Origin of the sequence: Wolbachia endosymbiont of Dirofilaria (Dirofilaria) immitis, from assembly GCF_013365455.1 — a bacterium.
Taxonomy (GTDB): Bacteria; Pseudomonadota; Alphaproteobacteria; order Rickettsiales; family Anaplasmataceae; genus Wolbachia.
In genome coordinates, this window is sequence record NZ_CP046578.1 from 35,257 (window position 1) to 55,360 (window position 20,104).

Consider the following 20,104-nt stretch of genomic DNA (forward strand, 5'->3'; position numbering starts at 1 on the left):
TCAGTAATAATCTATTGTTAATAATTTATCATTTATCACTTCTAATGAAAAGTTTTTTTTAACCACCTCAAAAAAACCTTTTGGTCAATGTAAAGGTTAAGTAGTTTTTTTGATAAGAGTGTTATTCTAAATTGTAATCCTTTTGAGGATGAAAAATAAGGAGGATGTAGAGAGTAAAACTTTAGAAAGGTGTTGTCTAGAGTAAACAGAGGTTTTTGGTTTGAAAATGTAGATAAACAAGAGCAAAAAGCATGAAATATGTAGGTTTGTTGGTGGTTTCTGCTTGTAAATGGTGTAAGTAAATGTACATCCTGTGAGTACCGTGACAGATATGGAAACAGTAGAATAAAAAAAAAGAGTTTTTTATTAAAAAAAGAAAGCTAAAATGGCAGAGTGAAAGAACGAAAATTAAGGTAGAAACTTTGATTATAAGGGTAAAAGAAAGATATGAGTAGATATGAAATTTGAATTTGTATTCAACATATATAATCTTCTTTAAGAGGGTTAATATAGAAGACGAGGAAAGGAAAAAGAAAAACAATTAGAGAAAGATCTAGGTAATGTAAGGTAAGTGTAAGCAAAATTAGTTATGTGATAGATGATGCAAGCCGCACAGTGTGGGAAAAGTTATAGAAGGAATGCTGAGTTTAAGTGTAATATTTGCAGTGTTGAGATGTTTTAGTTACATAAAACGAACTATAATATCTGTTTGAAGAAGTAATGACGGGCAGTAGTTTAAAGTTTATGTTGGAAAGTAAATGTAAATATAAATGAGCATCTGTTTGGGAAGGGTATTGATATGTAAAACTAACTACATAGACCACAAAAAAATGATAAAGTGAAGCTTTTCTGAGGAGCGTTAAGCACAATGATTTGGCTGAGGGTATAGCATTTGGTGGCTTTTAAAAAAATTGAAAAGTCGGCTATTTAATTTACTGCAATTAGTACATCGTTATGGTCTTAGTATCTGTGCTATTGAATTTTTTTACAAAACTTTTGTCAATGGGATTACTTGTTCATCATAAGACGGTTTATCAAGGCTAAGAATAAGGTAAAAGAAGCTGTATTTGTCTAGGTAGTATGGCTGAGAGGTACTTATGGTTGCATAAGTTTATTTTTCTCAGTAGACTTTATAAGATGTTAAAGAGTGATCATATTTTTTTGTGTATAGCCTATCTTAATTTCAATAGTTATGTTTGTTTAGTTTTTTTCTTACATCTCTGAATAGAGGTATATTTAAAAAAAGGTAATGTGCTTGGTATCTAGAAAAGTCTGCATGGGTGTTCTTCCATAGCAATGTTTTCCTGAGTAAGGTCTATCATTGTGCTAATAAAATATGTTTTTATAAAAATTTATAGAAAGAACTCCGTAGATCATATTCTTTTTTGTTTTTTGGTATAGCTTTGCTTTATCTTTAAAATCTTAAAACTTTCCTAATCGTTTATCCATGATGTCAGTATCTTATTCTCTTATAGTCTACCAATTTTAGATAACTGGAAGCTCTGTTAAATCGCTGTTTAAAGAGTAAAAATAGAGACTAAGAGGATCGAATTGAGTAAATGAAGTTTAGGAAAGCTCCAATGAAGGAAGAAATTAGTAGAAATAAGTGATGTGAAAAATTTTTATTGACTTAATTCTATTTTATTCTGTAACCTTAAATTGGTTTTTGTTAGTTCTTAACTAAGTGTATACCTTTAATTGTAAGTAAAAGTTGATAAGTTACATCTCATTTAACTTATTTGTTAATTTAATAAATAAGCGTGAGGGGAAGTAGTTAGCTTTGGTATTGCTTCTTCCTGCCTATATAAGTAAAGTTGATGTCCTTTTTAATTGTAGCAAATTGGAAGATGAATGGGACAAGGTCTTCATTTGTTGATTTTATGGGTAAACTTAACAATAAGAGCAATAGAATTACCTCTAAGCTTGTGATTTGTCCTCCTTTTACATCATTGCCAGATACTATAGAATTAAACAGTAATATTAATATAGGTGCGCAGAATTGCCATCATAAAAAATATGGATCTTACACAGGTGAAGTTAGTGCAAAGATGCTAAGAGAATTAGAGTGTACTTATGTAATACTTGGACATTCTGAAAGAGTTAACGAAATAGATAGTGAAATAAAACTTAAATTGGAAATAGCAATGGAATCTGGTCTGCGCCCAATTGTTTGTGTAGGTGAAAATGTAGAAGATTGCAAAAGTGGGAAAACAAGGGAAGTAATAGCATATCAATGTAAAAACCGCTTGCTGGTGTATGGTGAATATATTGTAGCATATGAACCATTATGGGCGATAGGTACAGGATATGTACCAAGCAATGATAAAATTGCTGAAGTAATAGAGGTAATAAAATCCTGTGTTGGTAACAAACAGGTTATATATGGTGGTTCAGTTAATTTAGAAAATATAGGCAGTCTGCTTAGTATCTCAGATTTATCAGGGGTTTTGATTGGTAGTGCAAGTCTAGATTTTGACTACTTTTATAAAATTTTACAACAGGTTGAGAAGCCTACCAGTTCTGAAATCGGTAATTAAAAAACTTGCATGATGCATACTGATAGATTCAAGGAATACAAAATAGCGGCGTTAATAGTTGCAGCAGGAATAGGCAGTAGATGTAATGGTGTAATTTCTAAGCAGTATATAAAGCTGGTAGGTAAACCTGTTTTATTTCATACAGTCAGAAAGTTCTTAGCTAACCGACATATAGATTATGTAAGAGTGGTCATTAACCAAAATCATGAAAATTTCTATAAAGAAGCTATATCATCAATTATAGATACTAAATTGCTGAGCCCAGTGTACGGGGGGAAAATTAGGCAAAACTCAGTTAAATTTGGACTTGAAAGTTTACAAAAAATGAATTTAGATTTTGTCATTATACACGATGCGTGTAGGCCTTTTGTGTCAGATACTCTAATAGATAACTTAGCTCAGTTTATGGTTGATGGTCAGCATGTTGGAGTAGTACCAGCAATGGAGGTTGAAAGTACTATGTTAGTGGTAGATAATGGTTTCATTAAATCCTCGATTTCAAGAGAGAAGCTCAGAGAGGTACAAACTCCTCAAATCTTTGACTTTAAAGAATTATTATTATGTCATCAATCAAATAAAGAATTTACTGATGATTCATCACTTATGATAGGGCATAAAAAATGTGTTGCGATTATTAGAGGTGAAAAAAGCAATTTTAAGTTGACTACAAAAGAAGATATTGGTGTGGCGAATCTTCTTCTTGAAGAGCCAAAATATCGTGTTGGAACAGGTTATGATATACATAAGTTTGTTAAGGCTCAAAATAAAGCCAAGAGCTTTATAAGAGTTTGTGGTGTAGAAATTGAGTATGATATGGTAATAGAAGCACATTCTGATGGCGATGTAGCAATACATGCAATAGTTGATGCAATACTGGGAGCACTAGGATGTGACGATATAGGGAAATATTTCCCATCCAGTTCTGTTAATTGGAAAGATTGTAACTCATCTTATTTCCTTAGCTTTGCTGCTGCAAAAGCTAAAGAAAGAGGGTATCGTGTATCTAATTTAGATGTCACTATAGTTTGTGAGGAGCCTAAAATATCGCCTTATAGAGCAAAGATGAAGAAATTTATATCAAGAGTATTGGGGATTGATGATGAATTTGTAAATGTCAAAACAACTACTGCAGAAAAGTTAGGTTCTATTGGAAGAAGTGAAGGAATAGCAGCACATGCTTCTGTGTTATTATACAAGTTAGTGTCTTACGCTAATTTTTCCTTAACACTTATGGCTTTATTTCTTAAGTAGGGCACTTCAGTAGTTTAAAACCTGCCTGAAAACTGATTTCAGAAGATATTTCTTTCATCTTTAATAAAATTTCTTCAAATATTGCTTTATTTGTTGCTAGCACACGGTCAAGTTTTAGGTCGAGGAGCTTTGATAGAAACATGAAAAATTAACTTTAAAGATGTTGATAATAATGCAATATTTTCGTAAATGTTTAATCTTTTATATCTATATTTTAAAGTTTTAGATGCGTTAATTGTGAGAATGATCTTCTTCTCCACATGAGTCTGAAATTATATCTTAGTACAGCTTCGTTTGGTAAATATCTGCTACGCAGTTTATGGATGCAAAAACATTATCCAAATTAAAGTGCCTTACGTTTACTTTTTGGTGTGCTTCTTAGCGTACATATTCACTCTCTATTTTTTCTTCTATTTAGAAATAGTCCACTAATTTATGTATCCTATAAAATTTTATATATTCTATCTTTATCAAGAATTTTTTGATTTACACAATTTTCTATAATCTTGTCGCATGATTAAGTACTGAGATGAAAGGTTCATATGCGGAAGCCCAGATGTGAGATTTGCTGTACATTATATAATAGTTTTACCTTATATTATCATTAGAGCTTTTGGATATTGCTTTCAGTTATAGAATTAAGTTGTGGTGTTACTTAAGTTAGAATTAATATAAGTCCAATTTAAGGAATTATTATTATAATTTTATTATAATTGTAATGTGTTATACCTTTGCCCATCCAAAAGTTTTATACCTGTTTCTCTAATAAGTAACTCGTAACCTTAAAGCAATTTTAGAATAGCTTCATCATCACTAGCCTCTATTTTGCTGTAATGAATGTTTTCCACCTGGTCTTATAAAAGAAGTGATGGATTTTGTGGAATCGTTTCTACACTTTGTGTAGAGAAATTATGGGTTATATTGCGAATATCTTGCGTTGATAAAATTTTTCCAGACTTTCCGGTAAAGCAGAATGGTTGGATTTGCTACCACCTGGATAACCAATAGGTTCTACTTTTTAGTAAAACTCAATTGTAATGGACTTATTTCAAAATATTGTTCTGTGTTATTCGGATAATTTTGAATTTTAGGAGTGGAAATAATTATTCTTAGGACCAAGTAATCCTCTTATCACAGTTGAAAAAAATTATTGAGAAGCCTTTCGTTATCATCCAAAGAAAATTAGCTGTTACTATATTGTAATTGTAACAAAGGTAAAACTACAGTGGTCATTAATCTTGACCTCCTTTCTTTGATTAGAGAGCATAAATTCAGTATTTGTATGATCATAAACGAGAAACCATAGAAGATTCACGTGTATAGAATCTCTGTTTTACTTTGGTAGCTTTGCTATGAGGGCAGCAATGGCTTTCCTTATTCATTTGCAAACAACTTTATACATTTTATACATATGATATTCGAGAATACATTTACTATCTTGCCAGTAGTACTTGAGCCAAGCTCTGATCATGTATCTGCGAAATACGTTATCTTACTTGTAAGTAGAAAGGAAAGTAGAACAAGAATCATGCTGGTTAAAATTAATATCAATAAGCAAAGTTGATATTTGCTTGCATAAAAGATAAAAGTAAACTCTGATACGAAGTGCTAGTGTATGGCTTACTGACTTATTGATGTTTATATAGTATCCGGAATATAGTTTCTTAAATTATTTATCTTATTTAGCAATACTGCTAGAGAGGTTATTTTGGTAATAGCTATTATCATAATCTAATAATATAGCAGTACTTAGTTCAACAATGTTTTTACGGAGATTAAAGAGCCTGCTTAGTTTCAAAAAAATAGTTGCGTAATTTGACACTGCACTCAAGTAAAAATAATATTAATATATAAAATATAATGAAGTATTATGTTATGGAAGGAGTTACTTACATCTAGTGTTGAAGCACAATCTACAATGGCTTTTATTATTGAGTATGAGTTAAAGTGGAATATCTATAATTTAAACTCATGCTGCTAGCAGTATTGCTGTAGTATGCACTGGGAATGGAGAATGCAACTTGCTCTGTTGTGATGCTATTTATGTTTCACTTGAATTATCAGTGAAATAAGGTTAATATAAGGTTACATCAATCAGTTGAAAATTGACTCTATATTAATATTATAATATTTTATAGATCAAAAATAAGAAGGGAAGTAGGTATGTTTATGCAAGATAACATTCCACTCTGCAAGCGATGGATATTCTTAGCAGCATGTGCTCTTGCTTGTTCTGGGCTGCTGTCAATAATTGTTGTTTTTTTGCGATTGCCTTTTATTTCCTCTTTCATCCCCTCTGCACAATATGTTTTTGACAATGCATTAGTGATACATGTGAATTTGTCAATTTTGGTATGGATGTGCTCTATAATATCTTTGCTTTTTATCATAAATTTACAAAACACCAATAATTGGCTTAACTTTTTGTGGGTTCTATCAACCCTTTCCATGCTACTAATGTTCGTATCCGTGTTTGTTCCAAACTCCGAAGTTATAAAAAGCAACTATATTCCCGTATTACAAAATGGATTATTTTTGTTTGGGATTAGTTTGTTTATTGCTAGTATATTGATCAATGCGGTTCTTACTTGTGTATCAAATAAGCAAGTTTCTTGCTTTTCTGTTGGGCAAGTTGGACTGGTTATTATACTTGTGTCATCATTCTTTTGTTTTGTTCTAGCTCATAAAAACATGCCTGCAGGGCTATATCACTCAGATAAGAATTTATTTTATGAATATCTTTTTTGGGGAGGCGGACATTTACTGCAATTTGCTTTTACTCAAGGAATGTTTTTAGTTTATTTGATAATGCTAAGTTCTAGTATCAGTCTAACTTCAAGCAATAAAATTGCTATTTTGCCACTATTTATAAATACGACCTTGGCTGTGTGTGCACCATTTATATATTTTATTTATTCGGTAAGCAGTGCTGAGTTAGTACAGTTTTTTACTTGGCATATGAGGATTGCTGGAGCAATTCTGTCATGTTTTTTAACAATATTAGTGTATCGTAGTATAAAAAATTTGCTTAGTGATGAGAATAATTACTTACTACACTCATTTGTGTTGTTCACCTATGGAAGCATACTTGGGGTTCTGGCTATTGAAGGAAATGTTACTATTCCTGCTCATTATCATGGTTCTATAATTGGTATTACTATAGCTTTTATGAATTTTATTTATTGGCTATTACCGAAACTGAACTGTAAAGAGGTAAGAAATTTTGTGGTAAAATTACAGATTTATGCCTATGGACTTGGACATTTTCTCCATATTACTGGTCTTGTTTGGCTTGGTGAATACAGTACATTAAGAAAGGTTGTGGGTTTGCCAAGCATTTCATCAATGCTAGCACGTGCCTGCTTTATTGCAGGTGGAGCTATATCAGTTATTGGTGGGATGTTGTTTGTAGTGATTGTGCTTCTATCTTTGCTTAAAGGCGGGGGGCGTAACTTGTGCTGCTTAGTAACTCATAAAAAGATTCTTTAATAGGTTTCTTGCTAGCTCTATTAGCATGATAATAGAGCTATTTAGTTATCTTTAACCTTTGGTTGAATGATAAAATTATTGCTTAGTTGGTGCCTTATATTTTATTTATACAAGCTGAAATATACTTGTGGATGTTAAAGACATTATAGAATACTGATTTGTAGGATTAGAGAGTGAATGGCTATCTATTATTGCGTTGTAAGTTTTTTTGTCTTTTTTTTTAAGCATTTAAATCAGGGTGTCTGCTGCAGTTTAAGAATTGCTAGATCGCAGCGTCTAAGGACTTAGAAAAACGCTAGAAGTAGATACTAGATAGAAATTTCTTCTACCTTTTTCCACTTATTAGATCTCTCAGTGTTTATGGTTAAGGCAATTTAATGGTGTCTGAGTTATGGTGTTACGAAGAACACGATATTTTAAATATTGACTTTTTTCTAGGTTATATAAGAAGTCTAATTGCAATTATTGACCATTTAAGTATAATTTGCTGAGATTTATGTAGACCTTGTAGATGAGAGAAAAAGAAAAGGAGTTTAGTTTTACGTCAGAGAACCTTGAAAAGGCAAAGAAGTTTATAGAAATGTATCCGAAAGGTAGGCAAGGTAGTGCTGTTATGCCTTTGCTATACCTGATTCAAGAACAATGTGGATGGGTTCCTAGGTCTGCAATGCACTACGTTGCTGACATGCTTTATATTCCACATATTCGTGTATATGAGGTGGCAAATTTTTATACTATGTATAATTTAAAACCAATTGGTAAATACCTTATACAAGTTTGTAGAACAACTCCTTGTTGGTTGTGTAGTAGCGAAGAAATTCTGGATACCTTTAAAAGGAAACTTGGAATTGATATTGGTGGGACCACTAAAGATAATCTTTTTTCTTTGAAGGAAGTTGAATGTCTTGGTGCATGTGTTGGTGCTCCTGTTGTGCAAATCAATAATGATTTTTATGAAAATCTTACTCCTCAAAAGGTAGAGAACATCATAACAGAACTTTTAAATAAATAGATGAAAAGAGAGTTTTCATTTAAAATAACCAAGCAGTTAGGTTCTGCAAGGGTTGGCATTATTGAAACTCCAAGTGGAAATATAGAAACACCAGCATTTATATTTTGTGCAACAAAAGCTGCAATTAAAGTTGCAGATATCGAAAGAGTCAGTGAAGCTGGTACTCAGGTAATACTATCTAATACCTATCACCTAATGCTCCAACCAGGAGAGGATACTGTAGAAAAACTTGGTGGTTTGCACAAGATGATGGGATGGAGTGGGCCAATGCTAACTGATTCTGGTGGGTACCAGATATTTAGTTTGGGATGTGGATCAGTTTCACAAGAGATAAAGGGAATAAAAAAAAAACAAAAAACTCTAGTCAAAATTAATGAGGATGGAGCAATTTTTCGTTCTTATATTAATGGTAAAAATTATTGTCTAACTCCTGAAAAATCTATGCAAATTCAACAAAAGTTAGGCGCAGATTTAATTTTAGTTTTGGATGAATGCACTCCATTTCACGTTAGCAAAGAGTATACACAAAAATCGATGCTTATGAGCTGTAAATGGTCTGAGCGTTCTTTAAATGAGTTTAAAAAAAATGATAATGGAAAACAAGCACTATATGGAATTAGCCAAGGCGGAGTATATCAAGATTTGCGTAGAGAAAGTTGTGATTTTGTTAATAATTTGCCATTTTTTGGTCAAGCAATAGGTGGGTCGCTTGGTCAGAGTAAAGAGCAAATGTATGATGTAGTGTCTTTTACTATGGAGCATTTGAAAAAAACAAAGCCTACTCATTTGCTTGGTATTGGTGGAATTATGGATATCTTTCGTGCAGTAGAACTTGGAATTGACACGTTTGACTGTGTATATCCGACTCGTTTAGCAAGGCATGGTGGTGCGCTTATTAAAGTAAGAAATAGAAATTCTATTATTTCGAAGTGCAAAGAGTATATTAATTTGCGTAATCAACAATTTAAGCTAGACAATAGTCCAATTGAAAGTGACTGTTTATGTTTCACTTGTAGAAAGCATTCGAGAGCATATATACACCATTTGTTAAAAGCTAAAGAACTACTAGCCTGCACTCTTATTACTATTCACAATGTTTTTTTTATGAATGAACTAATGAGATCAATAAGACAAGCGATATTGAACAGTAAACTGAGTCAGGAAAAGAATAATTGGGTTAGTGGAGTACCATCATTTTATAACCTTATTTCTTCTTAAGTTTTCTTTTTATGCTGTTAGCTTTTTTTCTTATTATTTTTCTATTACTTTTACAGGTGGTATTGTGACTGATAAAATTGTGAAGTGAAAATATGACTAAAGGGATGATGCTTTATTAGTAGCTGATTTTAATAATATTGCTATTGATTGGATACATGCAGTTATTTTGCTGGTAGATAGAGAAAGATTGTGATTTTAGAAAATAGAGTTACTGATGATATAGAGGGATTTTTAAAGGATGAAGGTAGAATAAAAGTGAGGAGGAGCTAAAGCCTGTGTTACATTCGCGCTTTTAAGTCAAAGAAAGTCTAATGTTCTGTACATCTACAAGGTGTTTAGATGCTATGAAAGAGTAACGGGAAGGTTATTTAGACTTGTCAAGAAAACTCGCAGACAACAGAGTTAAGTTAGAAAAATTTATGTATCTATAAGGCAGTTATAGAACATAAAAACACAAGCTGGTCAGGCAAAAAACTTGATATTAGTTAATGATAGTGTGAATAACATAAAGAAAAATTGACGAAATTATTAAGTCAATGATTAAAAGAAAAGGATAGTTTAAAAAAAATAGGCTGAATATTGAAGAGATACAAGAAATCTAATTTTGATGATGTGTAGGCAATATATAAACAGGAATAGTAAAGTGTGTAGTAAATGCCTAGTTGTCTAAAAAATATAGGAATTTATTAGTACCAACTTGGTGTAAGAAGAACATGTATACTAAAATCTTTAGGTGTTCATTATTTGAAGAAAAGTTGTTGCTATCGTTGTTGTTCACTAAGAAAAGGAAATTGAATGATAGTAAAGTATGTGCATTATCTGAAGCACAAACCAGGACCAATACATTTAAAACATATGTGATGGGTGGTACTTGACTTTTTAACAAATCAATCTATCTAAAGAATTATCACTAAGTAATAATACGTGTACTTAAATTATTTCTCTTAACATGGGATTTTAAGGCAACCTAAGCTTTTTTTGAAAATTGTGCTCAAGAAATGATATACTACTTGTAGTTTTTGAAAAAAAGGGAGAAATAACGAGAATTAAAAAACAAGGCAATAGGGGTAAGTAGGAGGAGGAAAGTAAAGTTATTGTTAAAGAGAATAAATTAGCGAATGCTCTGAGAAATGATTCGCAAAAGAAAAATATGGTTTAAACAGAAGATAGCTACTACTATTATTTCTTGAAAGCCATATAGGGAAATGAAAACAGATGGTAAAGCTAGAGGGCTATTGAAAGGAAAGCGATCATTTAGTGGTACGTTGCTTCAACTATGTTATGTATTGAAATATATGTATGGACAAATTGGAAAAACTTGTCTAAGTTGAGTTATATAGAAGAGTAAGGGCATCTATTTCCTTATTTCTGTATTATATAATATGTAGAACTTAATTTACGAAAAAGTGGAACTTTTTCTATAATTTAAGTACAATTCAAGCTTTGCCTAAGCAGAAAGATGAATTATTTAATCGACTATGTTTTAATGTCTCTTTCCTTGCCATTTTTTATTACTGAAAATTATTTGTTAATTACTGCACTGATTCCACTGTTTGGCGCAGTGATTATCTTTTTTACTGGCAAATGGCCTATGATAAATAACAGTATTACTGTTATCTCTTCTATGTTTCTATTTACGTATACGTGTCTGTGTACTTTATATTGGATATATAGTGATCATTCTCAATTTATCCTCATAGATTTTGGCAATAATTTGCATATTAGTTTAAAGCTAGAGTCTACAGGGGTAATATTTAGTCTATTAATATCGTTTTTATGGATATTAACTAGCATATACGCAGTATGCTATATGAAGAGTAACTATCCTGGTAGTAATTACTCGAGTTTCTTATGTTTTTTTTCAGTATCGATTAGCTGTGTGATGTTCATTGCTTTTTCTGGTGATTTGCTTGCCACATTTGTTTTTTATGAGCTTTTAACTATTAGTACCTATCCTCTAATTACCTATAGTGCAACAAATGAATCAATAATAGCTGGACGCTATTATTTTGGTATGCTATTTTTTTCCTCCTTGATATTATTTTTTCCTGCTCTTGGTCTCTTATATAGTGAATTTCATACTTTAGACTTTGTAAGCGATGGAGTATTTAAATTTGACACCTCACTCATCACTTTTACTACAGTATGTTTTACGATGCTGATTTATGGAATAGGTAAAGCTGCATTAATGCCAATGCATTTTTGGTTGCCTAAAGCAATGGTTGCACCGACTCCTGTGAGTGCACTGCTGCATGCTGTTGCTGTTGTAAAATCTGGGGCTTTCATTATCATAAAAGTCATATTCTGCATTTTTGGTATCGGTAATCTGCAACTCTTTGCACAACAAAATTGGTTTATTGGAGGATGGCTACCATATGTTGCTGGGTTCACTATTATTACTGCTTCATTAATTGCACTTAAGCAGAAAGAATTGAAAAAGTTGCTTGCTTACTCTACTGTTTCTCAATTATCATATATTACACTGTCTGCTTCAATTCTTAGCGACCTCAGTGCAAAGGTTGCAGTTTTTCAGTTAGTTTGTCATGCGTTTGCAAAAATCACTTTATTTTTTGTTGCAGGTAGTATAGTAACAGAAACGGGTGAGAAATATGTGGATAGAATTCATGGCATAGGGCGTAGTATGCCAATTACTATGGTAGCATTTACTGTAGGTGCATTGTCTATGATAGGGGTGCCGCCTGCTCCAACTTTTTGGGGTAAATTTTTCATTTTTCAAGCTGTTTTTAACTCCGGTAATGTATCACTTATTGTGTTTATTACTCTTCTGTTAATTATAAGCACTGTACTCAATGCTATGTGCTTTTTACCAATAATTTACAATGCTTTTTTCTTAAAACCTTCTCGAAGGTTTTTCATTAAAAAGACACCTATTTTTTTAGTTTTACCGCCGGTTATTACTGCAATATGTACTTTTATTATTTTCTTTAGTTACCAGATAATATTTTAAAGTATCTACCTTCTTGCTTTTAAACTGTAATTTTATTGTAGGTTGGCATCTAGACTTAGGTTAATTATCGAAACATGCTCTTCGTCAAAACCTATGTCTTCTACTGACATACTATCAGTGACATTTAAAAGTTCCGGTGGAGAAATAATAGTTCTTTTATTGTTAGTTCTCATTCCTATGGCTCCAAGCTCTATGGCAAGTGGTACCTTTTTATCACCAACTTTAAACTGTATTGTTTGGTTTTTGATTATATATTCACCATCATGCCTCATTATGCTATATTTAATCGATATTTTGTCACCGCACTTTACTTGTTTTCCAGTTTTATTAATTAAGTCATCAAAAATCATCATATTATTTACTGGATCAGGGTATCTATCTTTTACTTTAAGTAGTTTAACATAATAAGAACTAAAGTTCATTTGGTTATCATTAGTAATACTGTTTACAGTAACTACACGTTCTCCCCCTTCCTTCATGCCTATTATTCCTAAACCTAACTCTTTCCAGTTGTTTTGACCTATTCTAAAAGAAACATTAAAGACTTGATTCAAAAGTGGCATTGTTAGATTATTAGGTATTTTGTATACTTGTAGTAGAATTTCTTGGCCACATAAAGCTTTGCTGCCATTACCTTCTTTGATTTCATAAAAGCTTGTCATATTTTTTTCTCTTTTCTGTTGTGTTATTTCTTCTAAGTATTCTGCTAGGCCATGCTTTTTAATATAATGGTCAAGTGCTGATTCAAATATTGGTTTCACTAAGTAGTATGCTATTGTCTGTATTAAGCCATCGTGTATGGTGTTTATCTCATAAAGCTTATCCTGTTTTTCTGGTTTGCCTTTATTTATGTGTATTATAATAAACACAAAAGCGGAAGTTAAAGTAAAAATTATTACCATGGAAACAAGCAGCTGTAATACAATTTTTCTAATCATCTTTTTTACTTGATTCAATAAGTTATATAGTATAGATGATTAGTATCTTCTAGAAGTTTGCTTAGCTTATCCAAAGTTTGTTTAAAGAGGCTATCTGTATAGTCTTCTGCCTTACTTTTATCGAACGCAGACATTAAATTATTACCTTATCTTGTGTGTAGTCTTTAATATTATCCTCAACTTGAAAGATGAGCTCTAGATTTATCTTGTAGTTATATAATGCTCTATGTTGTTTGTTATATCTTCTACTATAGCACCTATTCTATTTCATGTGAAGGTGCAAATAGTTTTATGGTTTCCGTCAGAATAAATTTCTTTTATTTTACCAAAGTTTTTATTAATACATAAAACTTGTTGCTCTCTACTATTATTCATTTGTTCCTACAGTCTGAGAGAGTGCTTTTATGGTTTCACAGCGCTTATTACTATCTTACTTAGTGAAGATAGCATTTCGAAAGTAAGGGTAAGGAGCATATCTCTAGCAAGCACTGCTGTTGCTTTGTTAAATTTCTTGTGGCGGCTAGTTTGTTTTTATGATTATCTCTGTTATCTATATACGGTAGATTTTTATGAATTGGGGCATAGGTGTAGATACATTTAACTACCATAGTAATATTAATATTACTTTCTCAGCTTCTATATCAAACTCTTGTGATGAAGCTATAATGAAAAATAAGTGTACGTATTTTAACGGGGGCAAAAGCAGCATTGCTGATATGAGCTTATTTTTGCTATCCTTAGGTAAAATTTTATCTACTTCTGCAATCAGGAATTTTTTATTGATGTGCTAGCATTTTTGAATTTATTAATCTTCTAGCATATAGTGCTGAAGTGTACTTTAGCTGGAGTAGTAAAAGCTTTATGATAGTTTGTCGATTATAAAAGGTATTGCAAACATAAAGATTTTTTATAACATCAAGGGATAGGTTTTTTTTTGGTAAAAAATGGATAGAGAACTAGCAAAAAGTACTAGAGAAAACATAGCAGAAAAAGTAAAAAAGATTGTGCTGGAGCATATTAGTAAGGATGTGGAGAGATTTAACAGTTCTTCGAAGCTTTCAGATCATGGCGCAGATAGTTTAGATGCAGTTGAGATAATTATGGCAGCAGAAGAGGAGTTTGGAATAGAAATTCCAGATGAAGATGCACAAAAAATGGAAACTATGGAACAAATAGTTGAGTATGTGGTGAAAAAGCAAATAGTTAACAGTAAATGAACAGAAGAGTAATAGTTACTGGTATTGGCTTAATTACTCCATTGGCAACAGATGTTGAAAGTACTTGGCTTAAGTTGATAGATAGTAAGTCTGGTGTAAAGGGGATTAGCAGGTTTGATACTTCTGATCTTGCTTGCAAGGTTGCAGGACAAGTTCCTCTACAACATGATAACATTGAACACTGCTTTAACTTACTAGATTATATTTCTGAAAAAGACCTAAAGAGGACAGATCGCTTTATTCACTACGGTATTGCCGCTGCCATTCAGGCGGTGAACGATTCGCTAATTTTGGAAAGCCAGAATATTAATCGAGAACGTGTTGGTGTTACTGTTGGCTCTGGTATAGGTGGCCTTCCATCAATTCAAGAAAATGTAATTACTATGCAGGAAAAGGGTCCTAGGCGTGTTAGTCCATTTTTTGTTCCTGCAAGTTTAATAAATCTAATATCTGGTCATATCTCTATTAAATACAAATTCATGGGCCCAAACGATTCAGCAGTAACTGCATGTGCAACAGGTGCACATGCGATAATAAATTCAGCAAGAACTATAAAGCTTGGTGAAGCAGATGTGATGATTGCAGGTGGATCAGAAAGTGCACTGTGTAGAGTTGGAATTGCAGGTTTTACATCTATGAAGGCGCTGTCGACTAAATTTAATGATAAACCTGAAGAAGCTTCAAGACCATGGGATAAAGAACGTGATGGATTTGTTATGGGCGAAGGAGCAGGTATATTAGTTTTAGAAGAGTATGAACATGCAAGAAAGAGAGAGGCAAAGGTATATGCTGAACTGGTTGGATATGGACTAACAGGGGATGCACATCACATTACATCACCACATTCAGAAGGGAGAGGTGCATTTAAAGCAATGCAAATTGCCTTGAAGAGTGCGCGAATTAATCCAAGTCAAATTGGATATATCAATGCACATGGCACTTCAACACTGCTTGGAGATAAAATTGAGGTGATAGCAATAAAACAGTTGTTTGGTGAACATGCTTATAAAGTGCCAGTTTCTTCTACTAAGTCTTCTATAGGGCACTTGCTTGGTGCTGCAGGGAGTGTTGAAGCAATATTCAGTATCCTTGCATTAAATAACGGAATTGCTCCACCAACTTTAAATTTACACAAGCCTTCAGAAGGATGTGATTTGAATTTTGTACCGTTTAAAGCTCAAGAACACAAAATCCAATATGTACTTTCTAATTCATTTGGCTTTGGTGGCACTAATGCATCACTCATCTTTGGACAAGTATGATTTGTTTTTTTACTGAGATTGTTTATAACTAAAATGTATAAACGTAAAACACTCTTATTTTACAGAGTAGTTACTTTCTATGAGTTTTCTGTCTTGTACCCTAAAAATGCATAATGAAGTTCAGTGAAACTAAACTTTGCTTTTCGGCAAGCTTACTGCATATTAAAAGGTATGTGAAAAGCTTTTTTTAATTAACTACAAACTAGGTAAACTGGAGAATAAATTTTGTTTACTTTTATAATATCTTAAGATCTAATGTCACTTTATCAGTCAAAAATATCAAGAAGGATTGTAATTTAGGCTAATATGTTTTTTACCCTTTTTCTTAAAATATTGCCTATTTATATTACAATACTTATTGGTTATTTAGCAGGAAAGTACCTTAAGATTGATAAAAATACTATATCTCAAATACTTTTTTATATAGCTAATCCAATAGTGATTCTATATGGAGTGTCTCATGCAGAGGTTAATTTAAAGGTAATTTCTTTACCGGTTTTAATATGGTTTATAGGAAGTACTATGTCCTTATCAGTTTATTATCTTTCTTCTTTTCTATTTAAAGATAATACGAAAAATATATTGGCATTTAGCTCAGGTAGTACAAGCATGGGTTATTTTGGCTTGCCGATTGCTATGACTTTGTTTGATGAAGATTCAGTGTCTGTATATGTTGTCTGTTATATAGGAATGGCGCTGTTTGAAAATAGTTTAGGGTTTTATATAGCTGCAAATGGTATATACACTGCAAAAGAATGCATGTTAAGATTGTTCAGGCTTCCTTCATCCTATGCGATGATTCTAGGCTTTTTTTTAAGTATATATAATGTACAAATACCAACTTTTTTGACAGATGTTATGATGAATATTAGAAGTACATTTATTACATTAGGAATGGTGCTGCTTGGAGTGAGTATTGTACAAATAACAAATTTTAAAATAGATTGGAAGCTCGCTTTAACTACTATTACAGCAAAGTATGTGTTCTGGCCATTGTTTGTTTTAGGGATTGTTCTGATAGACAAACATATTATAGGCATATATGATGAGAGTATATATAAGGCACTGATGTTGTTAGCTATTATTCCAGTCTCCGGATCTAGTGTAATACTCGCTAATATTTTAAATTATCAACCAGATAGAGCTACTTTGTTACTTCTTATAAGTACTGCAGTAGGACTATTTTATGTTCCAATAATGATATCATTATTTTTTGCTAAACTTATTCCTTTTTGATCAGAGATTTGAGCAATTATAGTGTTATGTAACTGGCTACTTACTGAATGATCTTATGTTAAACTAAGCTACGTAGCTCAATTATTCTACCACAATTTTGTTCGATTACATTTGCTATGTTCAATATTCCAGCTTCATCGTAATAATTTCCAATTACTTGTAAAGCAAGTGGCAATCCTTCATTGGAAAGTCCAACAGGAATAGAAATAGCAGGTAGGCCAGCTAAACTTGCTGGTACAGTAAAAACGTCATTGATGCACATAATTAGTGGATCTGGCTCTTCATTCAAGCCAAAAGCTTCTGTTGGAGCGGATGGAACAAGTATGTAATCTACTTTCTCGAATGCTTTTATGAAGTCATTTCTGATTAATGCTCTGATACATTGCGCTTTTTCGTAATATTCATTGTAGTGACCTGAGGAAAGTGCATAAGCCCCGATTAAGACTCTTCTTTTTACTTCTTTCCCAAAACCTTTTGCCCTTGTTAGTGAGTACATTTCTTCAAGGGTATCAGCATCATTCCTGAATCCATAACGCACGCCGTCATAACGAGCGAGATTAGATGAAGCTTCAGCAGAGCAAATTAAATAATAGACTGGTATTGCATATTTAGTATGTGGCAAGGCAATATCAATGACTTCAGCACCGCTTTCTTTTAAGTTAGAAGAAACTTTTTCCCAATAATGGACAATTTCTTCTGAGATACCGTCCATCTTGTACTCTTTTGGTATGCCGATACGCTTACCCTTTATATTATAACTTATAAGGCTAGAAAACTTGGGTACTAGCCTTTTGCTTGATGTTGAATCTTTGTTATCATAGCCACAAATTGTTTCCAGCATTAATGCTGAATCAGATACAGAACGGGTAATGACTCCTGCTTGATCTAAAGAGCTTGCAAATGCGATCATGCCAAAACGTGAACACCTTCCATAGGTTGGCTTTATTCCAACTACTCCACAGTAGGCTGCTGGTTGGCGTACAGATCCACCTGTGTCGCTTCCAAGCGCTCCAGCACATAAGAATCCGGCAACTGCTGACGCAGATCCACCAGATGATCCACCAGGTACAACCTTTTCTCCATCACTTTTTCTAGTCCAAACATTTTCAACTGGACCAAACCAGCTATTTGTATTTGCGGAGCCCATGGCAAATTCATCCATATTAAGCTTGCCGAGTATAGCTGCTCCGCTTTTTAAAAGTAATTCAGATACTGTGGATTCGTAGGTAGGAATAAAATTTTCTAGCATTTTTGAACATGCTGTTGTTTTTATTCCTTTCGTACAGAATAAATCTTTAATACCAACTGGTATGCCCATGAGTGGTGGGGCTGTATTATCTTTCTGTTTTGAAAGATGTTCATCTGCTGCTTTGGCGGCTCTTATTGCTATTTCTGGAGTTTTTGTTACAAATGCATTTAGTTTCTCATCTTCAACTGCGTTGATATGCACCTCTGCAAGTTCGATAGCGGAAAAATCTTTTCGATTAAGTCCATCACGCATCTCTGTAATGCTTAGCTTCCTTAATTCATCCATTAACATTTAATTTTGAGCAAGACATTAATTATAACAACAATAGGGTGAATGGTCTATATACTTGTAGTTATAGTTGGGAAATGTAACTAAGGTAACTTAAATTGCTGAAAAGGGTTTGTAATTAAGTTGGCAGCATGCTTTTAAAGTATCATCTCAATGCATGTCGTATGAATATTATGATTTGATAGTTTCACATTAGAACATAGGTTCCAAGCATCTTAGAATTGGAGGTATAGTGCTTATCATTTAAATTTAGGTGGTCATTAGCCATTCTTATTTTAATAGAACTAAACCTGCTGGTATGAATAATAAATTACTGTTCTTAAATTTGATTAAGTTAATTATGAAAGAACAGAATTCAATAGGTGTTTATAAACTTTAGCTATGCATAGCCTTTAACTCTATGACAGATCCAATTTAGTTTATGAAACAATCTACTCTCTGTTTTGCTATAGAATAATTGAATTGACTTTATATAAGTAATTAATATAACTTAGTAGATTCGTATATTCGTATTGACTCTTTCGTCTAGTGGTTAGGACATCACCCTTTCACGGTGGTAACACGGGTTCGAATCCCGTAAGAGTCACACTGAACTGCCTGGTATAGTTATCTAGAATCAATAAAGTATCTTATTTTTAGCTTTTTTAGTATTTAGATTGATTGCTTAAGTTGAATTAGTTTTCTTACTATTATTGACTTTTTCTAGCATTAACTCAGCAGCCTTTTGTTCAGCAACCTTTTTGCTAGAAGCGCATGCAGAAACTCTGCCATAATTTTTTATATAAACTGATATAGTAAATTCTGGGTTATGTGCTGGTCCAGCCTGTTTTATAAGCTCATACTCTGGTAAGGGTAGTTTATTTTTCTGTGTCCACTCTTGCAATGAGGTTTTGGGATCTTGAGGAGGGTTGAGCATATATTTAGCTAGCTTCTTCCAGTATTGGGTAACAAATCTTTCGACGTTTCTAAATCCGCCATCAATGTAAATTGCACCTATTAATGCTTCAAGTGCGTTTTCTAAGTTTTTTAGGTTGCATTTTCCTCCATTGCAGCGCTCACTATTATTCATGATAATAAAATCACCTAGTTTTATCACTTTGGCAACATTAGCAATAGTATTGCCACAAACTAAATCAGTTTTTCGTTTCGCTAACTCTCCTTCTTTTTCTTTAGGAAAGAGTTTAAACAGTATAGTAGATACAACCATGTTTAAAATACTATCACCTAAAAACTCTAATCTTTCATAATTTTCAATTTGATTTTTACTGTTCCGTTTATTTAAACTTGGATGAGTTAATGCTTCTTCTAGAATAGAGTAATTTTTGAACCTATAATTAATAATCTGGGATATAGTGTCGTTTAAGTTTTGCATGTTTATTGCTTTAAAAGGAAGTGCCTCCTACTGTATCTTTTATATCAGAAAATTAGTTTTATTCTAT

14 protein-coding genes, 1 tRNA gene and 1 pseudogene are annotated in these 20,104 nt (G+C 32.5%); 11 read left to right on the forward strand and 5 right to left on the reverse strand.

Annotation, left to right across the window (positions count from 1 at the left end; translation table 11 throughout):
• The first annotated feature begins 1,817 nt into the window (after positions 1-1,817).
• Together GOY12_RS00145 and ispD are read left to right on the forward strand one after the other, a co-directional pair.
• Entirely contained in the window at positions 1,818-2,537 is a 720-nt protein-coding gene (locus GOY12_RS00145; protein WP_175818089.1) for a triosephosphate isomerase, read from the forward strand.
• 12 nt (positions 2,538-2,549) lie between these two features.
• Complete coding sequence (gene ispD / locus GOY12_RS00150) at positions 2,550-3,788, forward strand: 2-C-methyl-D-erythritol 4-phosphate cytidylyltransferase (protein ID WP_175818681.1); 1,239 nt, start codon at positions 2,550-2,552, stop codon at positions 3,786-3,788.
• Between the two features lie 2,132 nt (positions 3,789-5,920).
• On the opposite strand, the gene GOY12_RS03755 is transcribed toward ispD, so the two are convergent.
• The gene (locus GOY12_RS03755; RefSeq protein ID WP_369406207.1) at positions 5,921-6,238 is read right to left on the reverse strand and encodes a hypothetical protein; all 318 of its coding nucleotides are present in this window, start codon (positions 6,236-6,238) and stop codon (positions 5,921-5,923) included.
• 7 nt (positions 6,239-6,245) lie between these two features.
• Here GOY12_RS03755 and GOY12_RS00155 point away from each other — a divergent pair, with 7 nt between their 5' ends.
• The 5 genes from GOY12_RS00155 (at position 6,246) to GOY12_RS00170 (ending at position 12,475) form a co-directional block, all read left to right on the forward strand.
• On the forward strand, positions 6,246-7,277 hold the full coding sequence (locus tag GOY12_RS00155) for a hypothetical protein (protein ID WP_369406208.1): 1,032 nt from the start codon (positions 6,246-6,248) through the stop codon (positions 7,275-7,277).
• 511 nt (positions 7,278-7,788) lie between these two features.
• Positions 7,789-8,289, forward strand: a complete 501-nt coding sequence (gene nuoE / locus GOY12_RS00160; RefSeq protein ID WP_175818091.1) for an NADH-quinone oxidoreductase subunit NuoE — start codon at positions 7,789-7,791, stop codon at positions 8,287-8,289.
• Positions 8,290-9,507 (forward strand): tRNA guanosine(34) transglycosylase Tgt, encoded by a 1,218-nt coding sequence (gene tgt / locus GOY12_RS00165; RefSeq protein WP_175818092.1) that lies wholly within the window; start codon positions 8,290-8,292, stop codon positions 9,505-9,507.
• Between the two features lie 713 nt (positions 9,508-10,220).
• Entirely contained in the window at positions 10,221-10,382 is a 162-nt protein-coding gene (locus GOY12_RS03655) for a hypothetical protein (RefSeq protein WP_218938929.1), read from the forward strand.
• Between the two features lie 596 nt (positions 10,383-10,978).
• Positions 10,979-12,475: a proton-conducting transporter transmembrane domain-containing protein gene (locus GOY12_RS00170; RefSeq protein ID WP_175818682.1), complete on the forward strand. Its 1,497-nt coding sequence runs from the start codon at positions 10,979-10,981 to the stop codon at positions 12,473-12,475.
• Between the two features lie 32 nt (positions 12,476-12,507).
• Here GOY12_RS00170 and GOY12_RS00175 read toward each other — a convergent pair whose 3' ends face one another.
• Positions 12,508-13,413 carry an FKBP-type peptidyl-prolyl cis-trans isomerase gene (locus GOY12_RS00175; protein ID WP_175818093.1) on the reverse strand — a complete coding sequence of 302 codons (906 nt, stop codon included), beginning with the start codon at positions 13,411-13,413 and terminating at the stop codon, positions 12,508-12,510.
• Positions 13,414-14,197: pseudogene (locus GOY12_RS03800) on the reverse strand (polyprenyl synthetase family protein); the annotation flags it as partial. It abuts the gene before it with no gap.
• 160 nt (positions 14,198-14,357) lie between these two features.
• Between GOY12_RS03800 and acpP the strand changes: the two are divergent.
• From acpP to GOY12_RS00190, 3 genes are all read left to right on the forward strand, one after another.
• Positions 14,358-14,630, forward strand: coding sequence for an acyl carrier protein (acpP, locus tag GOY12_RS00180; RefSeq protein WP_175818094.1), 273 nt, complete (start codon positions 14,358-14,360; stop codon positions 14,628-14,630).
• Positions 14,627-15,892, forward strand: coding sequence for a beta-ketoacyl-ACP synthase II (gene fabF, locus GOY12_RS00185; protein WP_175818095.1), 1,266 nt, complete (start codon positions 14,627-14,629; stop codon positions 15,890-15,892). Before acpP ends, fabF begins: the two co-directional genes overlap by 4 nt.
• Before the next feature lie 306 nt (positions 15,893-16,198).
• A complete protein-coding gene (locus GOY12_RS00190) occupies positions 16,199-17,128 on the forward strand; it encodes an AEC family transporter (protein ID WP_175818096.1) in 930 nt (309 codons plus the stop codon).
• 58 nt (positions 17,129-17,186) lie between these two features.
• Here GOY12_RS00190 and gatA read toward each other — a convergent pair whose 3' ends face one another.
• Complete coding sequence (gatA, locus tag GOY12_RS00195) at positions 17,187-18,662, reverse strand: Asp-tRNA(Asn)/Glu-tRNA(Gln) amidotransferase subunit GatA (RefSeq protein ID WP_175818097.1); 1,476 nt, start codon at positions 18,660-18,662, stop codon at positions 17,187-17,189.
• 517 nt (positions 18,663-19,179) lie between these two features.
• Between gatA and GOY12_RS00200 the strand changes: the two genes are divergently transcribed.
• Positions 19,180-19,251: transfer RNA gene (locus GOY12_RS00200), tRNA-Glu, on the forward strand.
• A gap of 78 nt (positions 19,252-19,329) precedes the next feature.
• Here GOY12_RS00200 and rnc read toward each other — a convergent pair.
• A complete protein-coding gene (rnc, locus tag GOY12_RS00205; protein WP_175818098.1) occupies positions 19,330-20,037 on the reverse strand; it encodes a ribonuclease III in 708 nt (235 codons plus the stop codon).
• Between the last annotated feature and the right edge of the window lie 67 nt (positions 20,038-20,104).